This is a genomic window from Sphingomonas sp. NFR04 (assembly GCF_900114095.1).
GTDB lineage: Bacteria > Pseudomonadota > Alphaproteobacteria > Sphingomonadales > Sphingomonadaceae > Sphingomonas.
In genome coordinates this window covers 38,043-51,190 of record NZ_FORV01000001.1, presented here as the reverse complement: position 1 = coordinate 51,190, position 13,148 = coordinate 38,043, and the positions used below count along the sequence as shown (strand labels likewise).

The 13,148-nt window shown below is 65.9% G+C and carries 13 protein-coding genes; 11 read left to right on the top strand and 2 right to left on the bottom strand.

The annotated features are described in order from the left end of the window. Positions 1–7 precede the first annotated feature (7 nt). From cyoB to BM009_RS00230, 6 genes are read left to right on the top strand one after another with little or no spacing between them, the layout of a single operon-like run. The gene (cyoB, locus tag BM009_RS00255; RefSeq protein ID WP_093292604.1) at positions 8–2,005 is read left to right on the top strand and encodes a cytochrome o ubiquinol oxidase subunit I; all 1,998 of its coding nucleotides are present in this window, start codon (positions 8–10) and stop codon (positions 2,003–2,005) included. 4 nt (positions 2,006–2,009) lie between these two features. Next, complete coding sequence (cyoC, locus tag BM009_RS00250) at positions 2,010–2,636, top strand: cytochrome o ubiquinol oxidase subunit III (protein WP_093294520.1); 627 nt, start codon at positions 2,010–2,012, stop codon at positions 2,634–2,636. Then, the gene (gene cyoD / locus BM009_RS00245) at positions 2,633–3,022 is read left to right on the top strand and encodes a cytochrome o ubiquinol oxidase subunit IV (RefSeq protein ID WP_093292602.1); all 390 of its coding nucleotides are present in this window, start codon (positions 2,633–2,635) and stop codon (positions 3,020–3,022) included. The genes cyoC and cyoD overlap by 4 nt, the downstream gene beginning before the upstream one ends. A gap of 23 nt (positions 3,023–3,045) precedes the next feature. Next, positions 3,046–3,711, top strand: coding sequence for an SURF1 family protein (locus tag BM009_RS00240; protein ID WP_093292600.1), 666 nt, complete (start codon positions 3,046–3,048; stop codon positions 3,709–3,711). Further along, the gene (locus tag BM009_RS00235; protein ID WP_093292598.1) at positions 3,708–4,979 is read left to right on the top strand and encodes an ATP-binding protein; all 1,272 of its coding nucleotides are present in this window, start codon (positions 3,708–3,710) and stop codon (positions 4,977–4,979) included. Before BM009_RS00240 ends, BM009_RS00235 begins: the two co-directional genes overlap by 4 nt. Then, positions 4,976–5,503 carry a response regulator transcription factor gene (locus BM009_RS00230; RefSeq protein ID WP_093292596.1) on the top strand — a complete coding sequence of 176 codons (528 nt, stop codon included), beginning with the start codon at positions 4,976–4,978 and terminating at the stop codon, positions 5,501–5,503. Before BM009_RS00235 ends, BM009_RS00230 begins: the two co-directional genes overlap by 4 nt. A 7-nt stretch (positions 5,504–5,510) precedes the next feature. Here BM009_RS00230 and BM009_RS00225 read toward each other — a convergent pair whose 3' ends face one another. Next, a complete protein-coding gene (locus BM009_RS00225) occupies positions 5,511–6,746 on the bottom strand; it encodes a TetR/AcrR family transcriptional regulator (RefSeq protein ID WP_093292594.1) in 1,236 nt (411 codons plus the stop codon). 139 nt (positions 6,747–6,885) lie between these two features. Between BM009_RS00225 and BM009_RS00220 the strand changes: the two genes are divergently transcribed. From BM009_RS00220 to manD, 5 genes are all read left to right on the top strand, one after another. Next, entirely contained in the window at positions 6,886–8,169 is a 1,284-nt protein-coding gene (locus tag BM009_RS00220) for an acyl-CoA dehydrogenase family protein (protein WP_093292592.1), read from the top strand. A 9-nt stretch (positions 8,170–8,178) separates the two neighbouring features. After that, entirely contained in the window at positions 8,179–9,264 is a 1,086-nt protein-coding gene (locus BM009_RS00215) for a Zn-dependent alcohol dehydrogenase (RefSeq protein WP_093292590.1), read from the top strand. After that, the gene (locus BM009_RS00210; RefSeq protein ID WP_093292588.1) at positions 9,261–10,277 is read left to right on the top strand and encodes a phosphotransferase family protein; all 1,017 of its coding nucleotides are present in this window, start codon (positions 9,261–9,263) and stop codon (positions 10,275–10,277) included. The genes BM009_RS00215 and BM009_RS00210 overlap by 4 nt, the downstream gene beginning before the upstream one ends. Next, the gene (locus BM009_RS00205; protein ID WP_093292586.1) at positions 10,274–11,071 is read left to right on the top strand and encodes an SDR family NAD(P)-dependent oxidoreductase; all 798 of its coding nucleotides are present in this window, start codon (positions 10,274–10,276) and stop codon (positions 11,069–11,071) included. The genes BM009_RS00210 and BM009_RS00205 overlap by 4 nt, the downstream gene beginning before the upstream one ends. 140 nt (positions 11,072–11,211) lie before the next feature. Further along, positions 11,212–12,420 (top strand): D-mannonate dehydratase ManD, encoded by a 1,209-nt coding sequence (manD, locus tag BM009_RS00200; RefSeq protein WP_093292584.1) that lies wholly within the window; start codon positions 11,212–11,214, stop codon positions 12,418–12,420. Positions 12,421–12,520: 100 nt separating this feature from the next. Here the strand turns inward: manD and BM009_RS00195 are convergent, their stop codons facing one another. After that, on the bottom strand, positions 12,521–13,144 hold the full coding sequence (locus tag BM009_RS00195) for a class I SAM-dependent methyltransferase (RefSeq protein WP_093292582.1): 624 nt from the start codon (positions 13,142–13,144) through the stop codon (positions 12,521–12,523). Between the last annotated feature and the right edge of the window lie 4 nt (positions 13,145–13,148).

Genomic DNA, 13,148 nt, shown 5'->3' with positions numbered 1-13,148 from the left:
CACTGCCATGTCTGACACTTTGAAGATGATCTTCGGCCGGCTCTCGATCGAGAGCCTGCCGATCCACGAGCCGATCGTCGTCGCCACCTTCTGTGGCGTGGCGCTCGGCGGCATCGCGCTTCTCGGCGCGCTGACCTATTTCCGCCTGTGGGGCTATCTCTGGAAGGAGTGGTTCACCACCGTCGACCACAAGCGCATCGGTATCATGTACATGGTGCTGGGCCTGGTGATGCTGCTGCGCGGCTTCGCCGACGCGATCATGATGCGCGGCCAGCAGGCGATGGCGTTCGGCGCCAACGAGGGCTATCTCAACGCGCATCACTATGATCAAGTGTTCACCGCCCACGGCGTGATCATGATCTTCTTCGTGGCGATGCCCTTCGTCACCGGCCTGATGAACTTCGTCGTGCCGCTGCAGATCGGCGCGCGCGACGTCAGCTTCCCGTTCCTGAACAATTTCAGCTTCTGGATGACGGCGGCGGGTGCGGCGCTGGTGATGGCGAGCCTCTTCATCGGCGAGTTCGCGCGGACCGGCTGGCTGGCGATGGCGCCGCTGTCGGGCCTCGACTATTCGCCGGACGTGGGCGTCGACTATTATGTCTGGGCCCTGCAGATCGCGGGTGTCGGCACGCTGCTCTCGGGCGTCAACCTGGTCGCCACCATCGTCAAGATGCGCGCGCCGGGCATGGGCCTGATGAAAATGCCGATCTTCACCTGGACCGCGCTTGCTACCAACATCCTGATCGTCGCTGCCTTCCCGGTGCTGACCGCGGTGCTGGCGATGCTCAGCCTCGACCGCTATGTCGGCACGCACTTCTTCACGAACACCGCCGGCGGCAACCCGATGATGTACGTGAACATGATCTGGATCTGGGGCCACCCGGAGGTCTACATCCTGATCCTGCCCGCATTCGGCGTCTTCTCTGAAGTTACCTCCACCTTCTCGAGCAAGCGCCTGTTCGGCTACACCTCGATGGTCTACGCCGTGCTGGTCATCACCATTTTGTCCTACCTCGTCTGGCTCCATCACTTCTTCACGATGGGCTCGGGCGCGAGCGTGAACAGCTTCTTCGGCATCACCACGATGATCATCTCGATCCCGACAGGTGCCAAGATCTTCAACTGGCTGTTCACCATGTACAAGGGCCGCATCCGCTTCGAACTGCCGATGATGTGGACCATCGCGTTCATGCTGACCTTCGTGATCGGCGGCATGACCGGCGTGATGCTGGCGGTGCCCCCGGCCGACTTCGTCCTGCACAACTCGCTGTTCCTAGTCGCGCACTTCCACAACGTGATCATCGGCGGCGTGCTGTTCGGCATGTTCGCGGGCATCAACTACTGGTGGCCCAAGGCCTTCGGCTTCAAGCTCGACAAGAAATGGGGCCTGGTCTCCTTCTGGTGCTGGGTCGTCGGCTTCTGGGTCGCCTTCACGCCGCTCTATGTCCTGGGCCTGATGGGCGTGACGCGTCGCCTGCGCCACTTCGACGATCCGAGCCTGCAGATCTGGTTCGTGGTCGCCGCGATCGGCGCCGCGATCATCGCGGTCGGCATCGCCGCCTTCCTGCTCCAGATATTCGTCAGCATCCGCAACCGCGAGGCGCTGCGCGACGAGACCGGCGACCCCTGGAACGCACGTACGCTGGAATGGGCGACCTCGTCGCCGCCGCCGGCCTACAACTTTGCGTTCTCGCCGGTCATCCACGACCTGGATGCCTGGTATGACATGAAGTCGCGCGGCGCGGTGCGTCCGGTCTCCGGCTATCTGCCGATCCACATGCCGAAGAACACCTGGGCTGGTATCGTCCTGGCGGGCTTCTCGCTGGCGTTCGGCTTCGCGATGATCTGGTACATCTGGTGGCTCGCGGCCGCATCGTTCCTGGGCCTGCTCGTCACGGCGATCACCCATACTTTCAACTATGATCGCGACTTCTACATCTCTGCGGAAGAAGTGACCGAAACCGAGAATGCGCGCACCACGGTGCTCGCGCGCCATGGAGCCTGACGCGATGAGCGCCACGACCGTACCGACGGGCGACACGCCCGTCTTCTACCAGCTCGAGGAGGAGCATCACGAACCCGGCGGCAGCACGCTGCTCGGCTTCTGGATGTACCTGATGAGCGACTGCCTCATCTTCGCGATGCTGTTCGCGGCATGGGGCGTCTATGGCACCAGCTATGCGGGAGGCCCCACCTCCCACGAGCTGTTCGAGCTGCCGCTGGTGGCGGTGAACACGGCGATGCTGCTGTTCTCGTCGATCACCTATGGCTTCGCGATGATCGCCATGCAGGAACAGCGCAAGGGTGCCGTCCAGGCTTGGCTGCTGCTGACCGCACTGTTCGGCGCCGCCTTCCTCGGCATCGAGCTCTACGAGTTCTCGAACCTCATCCATGAAGGTGCGGGTCCGTGGCGCTCGGCGTTTCTCTCCTCCTTCTTCACCCTGGTGGGCACCCACGGCCTGCACGTCACGTTCGGCCTGATCTGGCTGTTCACGCTGATGGTGCAGATCGGCCGCAAGGGCCTGATCCCGGCCAATGTCCGTCGCCTGCAGTGCCTGTCGCTGTTCTGGCACTTCCTTGACGTGATCTGGATCGGCGTGTTCACATTCGTATACCTGTTTGGAGCCATGCGATGAGCGCGGACACCCACACCCACGCCCATGGGCACGCCCACGGGCATGACCATGGCCACGACGCGCCGCACTCGACCCGCGGCGGCTACATCACCGGCTTCCTGCTCTCGGTCGTCCTCACCGCGATCCCCTTCGGGATCGTGATGGGCGGCTGGATTGCCGACACCCGCGTGGCGGTGGCGATCTGCGCGGCGCTGGCGATGGTGCAGATCGTCGTCCACATGATCTACTTCCTCCACATGAACAGCAAGTCGGAGCAGGGCTGGACCCTGATGGCGCTGGTGTTCACGATCATCATCATCGTCATCGCGCTCGCGGGCTCGCTTTGGGTGATGTTCAACATGAACCTCAACATGATGCCCGGGATGGCTTCCGGCGCCGGCATGTGAGCCGGCCGGCTTCCCGCAACTGGATGGCGATCGCGCTGCTGCCGATGATCGCCATCCTCCTCGGCCTCGGCATCTGGCAGGTCGAGCGGCGCGCCTGGAAGCTGGCACTGATCGACCGGGTAGAGCGGGGGCTGGCCATGGCGCCGGTTCCCGCCCCCGGGCCCGCCGAATGGCCGGGTGTGAATGCCGAAGCGACGTATCGCCGGGTCAGCGTCTCCGGCACCTTTCTTCCCTGCCGCACCAAGCTGGCCCAGGCCGTTACCGAATTGGGGCCGGGCAAGTGGGTGATGACCCCGCTGGTCACCGCACGCGGCTTCACCGTCTTCGTCAATCGCGGCTTCCTGCCCGAGGGCCAGCAGCTGCCCGATTGCATCACCACCAGCGTGAAGCCGGTCAGCATCACCGGCCTGCTCCGCCTGAGTGAGCCCAAGGGCGGCTTCCTCCGTTCCAACGATCCCGCCGCCAATCGCTGGTATTCGCGTGACGTGGCTGCGATGGGGCAGGGGCTGCCGCAGCTCGCGCCCTATTTCATCGATGCCGATCGCAGTGGCGACGGGTGGCCGCGCGGCGGCATGACCGTCGTCCGCTTCACCAACAACCATCTCGTCTACGCACTGACCTGGTTCGGCCTCGCCTTGCTGACCGCCTGGTTTGCCTGGCGGGCATGGCGCGGGCGCGGAGACGCATGACCACGGCGACGCCGGAGGACGCCGCCCGCCGCAACCTGTTGCTGCTGGTCCAGCTGCGCTGGCTGGCGGTTGCCGGTCAGCTGACCACGATCCTCGGCGTCCACCTGTTTTTCGACGTGCGCCTGCCGCTGGTGCCGATGCTCGTCACGGTGGGCGTGCTGGTCTCGCTCAACCTGGCGATGTACCCGGCGCGCGCGCTCCGCCCCGCGACCAACGCGCAGGTGATGGCCGGGCTGCTGGTCGACGTGATGTGCCTTACCGTTCTGCTCTACCTCAGCGGCGGTGCGACCAATCCCTTCGTTTCGCTCTATCTGCTGCAGGTGGTGCTGGGCGCGGTGCTGCTGGAGACTGCCTCCAGCTGGGCGCTGGTATTTCTCACAAGCGCCGCCTTCGCCTTTTTGGCCGTGGTGCATCGGCCGCTGTCGCTGCCGCCGATGCTGTCGACGTCGCTGTCGGGCGCGTTCCTGTTCGCGCTGTGGTTCAACTATACGCTCACCGCGACGCTGATCGTTCAGTTCGTCACGCGGATCGCCCGCAACCTCCGTGATCGCGACGCACGCCTTGCCGAGCTGCGCCAGCGCGCCGCGGAGGAGGAGCATATCGTCCGCATGGGTCTGCTCGCCAGCGGGGCCGCGCATGAACTGGGCACGCCGCTCGCCTCGATCTCGGTCGCGCTGGGCGATTGGCGCGCGGACCGGAAGATCGCCAAGGACCCGCAGCTCAGCGCCGAAGTGGCCGACATGCAGGCCGAGGTGGCGCGCTGCAAGGCGATCGTCGCCGGCATCCTGTTCGCAGCCGGCGAGATCAGCGGCGAGGCGCCCGAGCGTACGACGCTGCGCCGCTTCGTCACCGGCTTGGTGGAGGCTTGGCCGCGCAACGATAGCGTGATCTTGGACTATCGCCTCGGCAGCGATCTGCCGATCGTCGCGGATCGCGCGCTCGGCCAGTCGATCGTGAACCTGCTCGACAATGCCGTGGAGGCCGGGGCGACTCGGATCCGGCTGTCGGTCGGGCAGCAGGACGAGGCGCTGGTCCTGTCCGTCCGCGACGATGGCCGCGGCTTTCCCGACGAGATCCTGCCGCGCATCGGCGACCCTTATAACAGCAGCAAGGGCAAGCAGGGCGCCGGTCTGGGGCTGTTCCTGACCCACAATGTGCTACGGACGCTGGGCGGCACGCTGACCGCGCGCAACTGCGAAGCGGGCGGCGCCGAGGTGCTGCTCCGCGTGCCGCAGGCGGCGCTCGCACTTGAGGATGAAGGCGAATGACCGCGCACAAGCTCTTGATCATCGAAGACGATGCGGTGTTTGCCCGCACCCTCGGGCGTTCGTTCGAGCGGCGCGGTTATACGGTCGAGGTGCGCAACGGCCCTGAGGATCTAGAGCCGCTCGCGCGGGAGTTCGCCCCCGATCGCGCCGTGGTGGACCTGCGGCTCGGCGGCAGTTCGGGGCTGATCTGCGTCAAGCAGCTCCACGAGATCGATCCCGAAATGCGGATTGTGGTGCTGACCGGCTTCGCCAGCATCAGCACGGCGGTGGAGGCGGTGAAGCTGGGTGCCACCAACTATCTGATGAAGCCGGCGAACACCGACGATATCGAAGCGGCATTCGACCGCGTCGACGGCGATGTCGATACCGAGCTCAAGGCGCGGCCGACCTCGATCAAGACGCTGGAATGGGAGCATATCCACCAGACGCTGGCGGACACCAACTACAACCTCTCCGAAGCGGCGCGGCGGCTGGGGCTGCACCGGCGCACCCTGGCCCGCAAGCTGGACAAGAAGCACCTCTGACGGGCGGTCAGCCCTCCAGCCCGCGATCGTCGAACAGGCCATAGGCGAGGGTGGAGGCATAGAAGGCCACCGCCCGCTCGCGCGGCATCGTGCCCGCCCATTTGCGCATGTCGAACGCCGCATTCTGCAGCGCCATCAGCGCCTGGCTGGCGACCAGCGGATCGATCGGCCGGATCGTCCCCTCGGCGATACCGTCCGACAGCATGCCGGCGAAGCGTCGCGCGATCCGGTTCGAGCGGTCGAGCATCGTGTTGCGGACATGCGGGGGCAGGCCGGACAGCGCGGTCGTGCGCAGCAGCGGGCCGCGCTCGGAAAACTGATAGTCGAGCAGCGTCGCCAGCGTGCTCTCGATCCGCTGCCACTGGCTGCCGGCATGGCCCTCGGCCAGCCGCTGCGCATCGGCGAGGATGTCGAAGCTGCGCTTGTAGCAGGCGATCACCAGATCGTCCTTGGCGTCGAGATGGTGGTAGAAGCTACCCTTGGTGACGTTGAGCTCCGAGGCTATCCGCTGCACCGAGGCGCCGCGATAGCCGAGCTCGTTGATCAGCCGGGTGGCGGCGAGCAGGAAGGCCTCGCGGCCGGGCTCGGGCTCGTCATGGACCAGTTCGAACAATTCGGGCGCCCAGCTTTGGCCGGGTGCGGCGATGCCGTGGCGGAACACGTCCATCAGCCGCGCCTCGACGCGCGGATATTCGTCGATCTCGTAGCGGGTGATCCAGGCGTTCAGCCAGAAGCTGTTCTCGAGCAGCACATGTGCGCGGGCGCCGCGCAGATCGGTCTCGGCGCGATTGCCGTCGCTGCCCCAGAGGCTGCGCGTCTTGCGGAACACGTTGCGCCAGCCGGTGAGCAGCTTGCCCTTGAGCGGCTCCTCCATCGCGCGCAGGTCGGACAGCATCGCCACGGCCTGTTCCTCGCCCCGGCCGATCCGCGCCAGCCGCTCCATGTTGATGCTGAGGAACCGTGCGACGCGCGCCTCGGGCGTGGGTTCGGCGAGCGCCTGGTCGAGAATGTCGTGCAGCCAGGCGAGCGTCTGCTCGAACGCGGCGGCGGCGAGGTCTTCCTTGCGCTTGAAATAATAGGTGACCGAGGTGGTGTTGAGCCCCACCCGCCGCGCGACATCGGCGAAGGTCATGCCCTTCGCGCTCTGCTCGTTGATCGCGGCGGCGGCGGCGGCCAGGATGGCGTCGCGCTTGGCCTGGAACCGCTTGGTGTTGGTGGTCTCGGTCTTGGGCGGCGATTGCATCCCCTCAGCTTAGCCGTTTCCGTGGCGCGCCCAAATGGTTTTTTGATGTCGGTATGCGGGAATTTCATCGGTAGCCACCCTTTACCGAATATCGGGTACGGGTTAGGCTCGCTCCAAAGAACGACAGGAGAGCGATGCCATGGACTTCACGCTGAACGCGCGCGAAACCCATTTCCGCGACCGGGTGAAGGCCTTCATGGACGCCGAGATCCGCCCGCGCGAGGCCGAATATCGCGCCGCGGCTGCTGCGGGCGAGCGCTGGTCGGTCAATCCGGTGCTGGAGGCGGTGAAGGGCCGCGCCAAGGCGGCGGGGCTGTGGAATTTTTTCATGCCACCCCAGTCCGGCCGCGCGCATGTCGACGACAGCTTCGTCTTCGAGGGCGAGCAGCTCACCAATCTGGAATATGCGCTGTGCGCCGAGGAGATGGGTCGGGTTGGCTGGGCGTCGGAGGTGTTCAACTGCTCGGCGCCCGATACCGGCAACATGGAAGTGCTCCACCGCTACGGCACGCGGGCGCAGAAAGATGCCTGGCTGGCCCCGCTGATGCGCGGCGAGATCCGCTCGGCCTTCCTGATGACCGAGCCGGCGGTCGCCTCGTCCGACGCCACCAATATCGAGACGCGGATCGAGCGCGACGGCGATCACTATGTGATCAACGGGCGCAAATGGTGGTCCTCGGGGGCGGGCGATCCGCGCTGCAAGATCGCCATCCTGATGGGCAAGACCGATTTTGGCGCGGCGAAACATGCCCAGCAGAGCATGATTCTGGTGCCGCTCGACACCCCCGGCGTTACCATCGAGCGGATGCTTTCGGTTTTCGGGTATGATCACGCGCCCCACGGCCATGCCGCGATCGTGCTCCGCGACGTGCGGGTGCCAGCGGACAATCTGCTGCTCGGCGAAGGCCGCGGGTTCGAGATCGCGCAGGGCCGGCTCGGGCCCGGCCGTATCCACCATTGCATGCGCACGATCGGGGTGGCGGAGGAGGCGATCGGCGCGATGGCCAAGCGCCTCGTCAGCCGCGTCGCCTTCGGCAAGCGTATCTCCGACCATTCGATCTGGGAGCAGCGCATCGCCCGCGCGCGGATCGACATCGAAATGACGCGGCTGCTCTGCCTCAAGGCGGCGGACATGATGGACAAGGCCGGCAACAAGGCCGCCCAACTCGAGATCGCGATGATCAAGGTGCAAGCGCCCGCCATGGCGCTGCAGATCCTCGACGACGCCATCCAGGCGCATGGCGGGGCAGGGGTGAGCGACGATTTCGACCTCGCGCATAATTGGGGCAGCGTCCGCACGCTGCGGCTCGCCGACGGCCCGGACGAGGTCCATGCCCGCGCGATCGCCCGCGCCGAGTTCGGGAAATATGCCGAGTTCAAGGCGGATCGTGCCTCGTCCCGCGATCTCGGCGTGAGCCGGTAGGAGGGGGCGATGAAAGCAGCCGTCCTGTTCGAGGCCAAGACCCCGCTCGCGATTGAGGAGGTGCAAGTCTCGAAGCCCGGCCCACGCGAGGTACTGATCCGCACCGCTGCGGTGGGCGTGTGCCGTTCCGATCTCCACTTCGTCGACGGCGCCTTCCCGCACCCGGTGCCGACCGTGCCGGGGCATGAGGCGGCGGGGGTGGTGGAGGCGGTCGGCTCGGATGTCGCCCATCTGCGGCCCGGCGACCATGTCATCACCTTCCTCACCGCCTTTTGCGGGTCGTGCGAATATTGCGTGACCGGCCGGCCCTCGCTCTGCGTCGATCCCTCGACACGGCGGCCCGCCGACGCCGAGCCGCGGCTGAAGCTGGCCGATGGCAGGCCGCTCGCGCCGTTCCTCAACCTCTCCGCCTTCGCCGAAATGATGCTGGTGCACGAAAATGCCTGTGTCGCGATAGCCAAGGACATGCCGCTGGACCGGGCCGCACTGCTCGGCTGCGCGGTGATCACCGGCGCGGGCTCGATCTTCAACGACAGCCGGCTGCGGCCGGGCGAGAGCGTCGCGGTGATCGGCGCGGGCGGGATCGGGCTCGCCGCGATCAACGCCGCCAGGATCGCCGGCGCCGGGCAGATCCTCGCGCTCGACCCGGTGCCCGAGAAGCGGGCGCTTGCCGAGAAGATGGGCGCGACGCACACGCTTGATCCCACCGAGGAGGGCATCGCCAAGCAGGTGCTCGCGCTGACCGGCGGTGGGGTGCACTATGCGATCGAAGCGGTCGGCCGGCCCGCGACGGCGGAACTCGCCTGGCAGATTTTGCGGCGTGGCGGCACCGCGACGATCCTCGGCATGATCGCACCGGGGCAGAGCGTTAGTCTGCCGGGCCACACCTTCCTGACCGGCAAGAAGATCCAGGGCTCGCTGCTCGGCAGCACGCGCTTCCCGATCGACATGCCGCGGCTGGTGCAGCTCTATCTCGACGGCAAGCTCGACCTCGACACGCTGGTCGCCGAGCGCATCCAGCTGCCGCAGGTCAACGAAGCGCTGGAAAAGCTGCGACAGGGCACGAGCGTCCGCTCCGTGATCACCTTCGCATGAGCGACCTCGACGAAACCCGCCTCGCTACCTGGGCGACCGCGCAGATCCCCGGATTTGCCGGACCAGTCACCATCACGAAGTTCCCGGGCGGACAGAGCAACCCGACCTATCGTGTTGAAAGCGCTAGCGGAGCCTATGTGCTCAGACGCAAGCCATTCGGCACGATCCTGCCTTCTGCCCATGCCGTCGAGCGCGAATATCGGCTGATCGCCGCGCTGCATCCTACAGGCTTTCCGGTCGCGCGGCCTTATGCGCTGTGCGAGGACCGGCAGGTGATCGGTGCACCCTTCTACCTGATGGAGATGGTCGAGGGTCGCACCTTCTGGGACGGCTCGCTGCCGGACATGGCGCCGGCCGAGCGCACCGCCATCTACGAGGCGATTGTCGATACGCTCGCGGCACTCCACCGGATCGACCCGCAGACCGTCGGCCTCGGCGACTATGGCAAGCCGGGCAATTATTTCGCCCGCCAGGTCGAGCGCTGGACGCGGCAGTATCGCGCCAGCCAGACCGACGACCTGCCCGAGGTGGAGGCGCTGATCGAGTTCCTGCCGCGCACCGTTCCGCCGCAGACCCGGACGAGCATCGTCCATGGCGATTATCGCATCGACAACATGATCTTCGCCGCCGATCGCCCGCAGGTGCTGGCGGTGCTCGACTGGGAATTGTCTACGCTCGGCGATCCGCTCGCCGATTTCTCCTATTTCCTGATGAACTGGGTGACCGAGCCGGAAGGCCGATCGGGCGTGAAGGGGCTGGCGGGGCCGGAAACGGGCATCCCGACGATCGAGGACATGGTCGCGCGCTACTGCGCCGCGACCGGGCAGGACGGCGTGCCCGATCTCGACTGGTATTTCGCCTACAACCTGTTCCGCCTGACGGGCATCGTCCAGGGCATCAAGAAGCGGATGCTCGACGGCAATGCGTCGAGCGCGCAGGCGGCGAAGACGGTCGAGCGCTTGCCCGGATTGGCGTCGGCGGCCTGGCATTTCGCGCAAAGGGCAGGGGCATGAGCAGCGGGTTCGATTTCACCGGCAAGGTGGCGGTGGTGACGGGTGCTGCGTCAGGCATCGGTCGGGCGACGGTGCGGGCGTTTGCCGCACAGGGGGCGAAGGTGGTGGCGGCGGATCGCGACGCTGGCGTTCACGAGACTATTGCAGGTCTCGGCGGCGCGTTGGCGATCGAGATGGATGCAGGCGAAGAATGCGATGTGCAGCGCCTTGTTGAGACTGCATGTGAGCAGTTCAGCGGGATCGACATCTTCTACGCCAATGCCGGTATCTCCGGCGGCACTGCGGGTATTTTTGACGCCGACGTAGCACTTTGGGCGGAAGTGCTACGGGTCAATCTCATCGGCCCTGCGCTTGCCATCAAGCACGCGGCGCCGCGCATTGTGGAGAGAGGCGGCGGGGCGATCCTGTGCACGGCAAGCGTTGCCGGGCTTCGCTCAGGCGCAGGCGGCACGCCCTATTCGGCGTCCAAGGCCGGGGTGATCAACCTGGTGCAGACCGCGGCGCAGCAGCTCGCCACCTCCGGCGTGCGGGTCAATGCGATCTGCCCGGGGCTGATCGAGACCGGCATGACCCAGCGGGCGTTCGACTATGCCCGCGAGCAGGGCAAGGAGGAGAGGCTCGGACAGCTCAATCCGCTGCGCCGCGCCGGGCGGCCCGAAGAGATTGCCCAGGTGGCGCTGTTCCTCGCCTCCGATGCGGCCAGCTATGTCAACGGCCAGGCGATTGCGGTGGATGGCGGCCTCAGCAGCAGCCACCCGGTGACGCGGCAGGTGTTTGGCAAGCCGGCATTTTGAGCCGGGACATACCTCTTGGCGTTGACGAAAATTTCAATCTGGGCGGCCTAGGGTATGCACCGGAGGTCTGGCCAATCTCTTGACATAGGCGCGCGGATTGGTCAGGCCAGCGGCAACAAACAGCCTATAGAGGTAGCTCGATGAAGATCGTTTCGGCCAAGGTTATCGTGACCTGCCCCGGCCGCAATTTCGTGACGCTGAAGATCCACACCGATCAGGGCGTCTACGGCATCGGCGACGGCACGCTCAACGGCCGCGAACTGGCCGTGGTCTCCTATCTGGAAGACCATGTCATCCCGTGCCTGATCGGGATGGACCCGCGCCGGATCGAGGATATCTGGCAGTATCTCTATCGCGGTGCCTATTGGCGCCGTGGCCCGGTGACGATGCGCGCGATCGCCGCGGTCGACATGGCGCTGTGGGACATCAAGGGCAAGATGGCCGGGATGCCGGTCTACCAGCTGCTCGGCGGCCGCAGCCGCGACGGCGTGATGGTCTATGGCCACGCCAACGGCGCCGATATCGAGCAGACCGTCGACGCCGTCGGCAAATATATCGACCTGGGCTACAAGGCGATCCGCGCCCAGACTGGCGTGCCGGGCATCAAGGATGCGTACGGCGTCGGCCGCGGCACCATGTATTACGAGCCCGCCGATGCGGCGCTTCCCTCGGTCACCGGCTGGGATACGCGCAAGGCGCTCAACTATGTGCCCAAGCTGTTCGAGAAGCTGCGCGCGACCTATGGCTTCGACCATCACCTGCTGCATGACGGCCACCACCGCTACACCCCGCAGGAAGCCGCCAATCTCGGCAAGATGCTCGAGCCCTACCAGCTGTTCTGGCTCGAGGACGTGACTCCGGCCGAGAACCAGGAAGCGTTCAAGCTGATCCGCCAGCACACCGTCACCCCGCTGGCGGTGGGCGAGATCTTCAACACGATCTGGGACGCCAAGGACCTGATCCAGAACCAGCTGATCGACTATCTGCGCGCCACCGTGGTCGGCGCCGGCGGTCTGACGCATCTGCGCCGCCTGGCCGACCTAGCCAGCCTCTACCAGGTCCGCACCGGCTGCCACGGCGCGACCGACCTGTCGCCGGTGACGATGGGCTGCGCGCTCCACTTCGACACCTGGGTCCCGAACTTCGGCATCCAGGAATATATGCGCCACTCCGAAGAGACCGACGCAGTGTTCCCGCACGATTACAGCTTCGACAAGGGCTATCTGTTCTGCGGCGAGGCCCCCGGCCACGGCGTCGACATCGACGAGGAATTGGCGGCCAAGTATCCGTACAAGCCGGCCTATCTGCCGGTCGCCCGCCTCGAAGACGGGACGATGTGGAACTGGTGAGCCGAGCCGGGGCGGCCGTGCCGCCGCCCCGCTGCTTCGATCAAGAAAAAGGCGGCCGTGGAACCCTATGGCCGCCTTTTTTCATGTTTGGTGCGAAGGTTCAGTCCTTCCAGGCCCACCAGAGCTGGGCCGGCGGGATGTTCCACCACTCCATCTCGTGCTCGATATGGTTCCAGTGCGGCGTCAGGAAGTTCCGGACATTGGGGTTGTACTGGTAGACCAGGAACGCGCCGCCCGGTCGCAGGATGTCGCGGGTCGCCTTGGCGATCGCGTCGCCGACACCCTCGGGCAGCGTCGAGAAGGGCAGGCCCGAAGCGATATAGTCGGCCTGCTCGAAGCCGTTGTCGCGCACGATCTTCTGCACATCCGATGCCGAACCGAGCACCGCGACGAAGCGCGGATCGTCGATCGACTGGCGAAGATAGCGGATGAAATCGGGGTTGGTATCGATCACGATCAGCTTGCCGTCGGGCGCGAGGCGCTCGAGAATCGGTCGGCTGAAAGTGCCGACGCCCGGGCCATATTCGACGAACAGCTTGGTGTTCGCCCAATCGACCTTGCTCAGCATGCGGCGAATCAGTCGCCCCGAAGATTGCGCGACCGCGCCAACCATTACCGGGCGCTTGAGGAACTGCTGCAGGAAGAACATCGTCGGCGAGGGCACACCGGCCGGGCGGGTGCGACGGGCGCTCCGGCGTTTTGCGGTGGCGGTCGAAGGGGGCATGGGC

Coding starts and splice junctions, on each gene's coding strand:
- cyoB (WP_093292604.1), top strand. CDS start 8: ATGTCTGACACTTTGAAGATGATCTTCGGCCGGCTCTCGATCGAGAGC.
- cyoC (WP_093294520.1), top strand. CDS start 2,010: ATGAGCGCCACGACCGTACCGACGGGCGACACGCCCGTCTTCTACCAG.
- cyoD (WP_093292602.1), top strand. CDS start 2,633: ATGAGCGCGGACACCCACACCCACGCCCATGGGCACGCCCACGGGCAT.
- BM009_RS00240 (WP_093292600.1), top strand. CDS start 3,046: ATGGCGATCGCGCTGCTGCCGATGATCGCCATCCTCCTCGGCCTCGGC.
- BM009_RS00235 (WP_093292598.1), top strand. CDS start 3,708: ATGACCACGGCGACGCCGGAGGACGCCGCCCGCCGCAACCTGTTGCTG.
- BM009_RS00230 (WP_093292596.1), top strand. CDS start 4,976: ATGACCGCGCACAAGCTCTTGATCATCGAAGACGATGCGGTGTTTGCC.
- BM009_RS00225 (WP_093292594.1), bottom strand. CDS start 6,746: ATGCAATCGCCGCCCAAGACCGAGACCACCAACACCAAGCGGTTCCAG.
- BM009_RS00220 (WP_093292592.1), top strand. CDS start 6,886: ATGGACTTCACGCTGAACGCGCGCGAAACCCATTTCCGCGACCGGGTG.
- BM009_RS00215 (WP_093292590.1), top strand. CDS start 8,179: ATGAAAGCAGCCGTCCTGTTCGAGGCCAAGACCCCGCTCGCGATTGAG.
- BM009_RS00210 (WP_093292588.1), top strand. CDS start 9,261: ATGAGCGACCTCGACGAAACCCGCCTCGCTACCTGGGCGACCGCGCAG.
- BM009_RS00205 (WP_093292586.1), top strand. CDS start 10,274: ATGAGCAGCGGGTTCGATTTCACCGGCAAGGTGGCGGTGGTGACGGGT.
- manD (WP_093292584.1), top strand. CDS start 11,212: ATGAAGATCGTTTCGGCCAAGGTTATCGTGACCTGCCCCGGCCGCAAT.
- BM009_RS00195 (WP_093292582.1), bottom strand. CDS start 13,144: ATGCCCCCTTCGACCGCCACCGCAAAACGCCGGAGCGCCCGTCGCACC.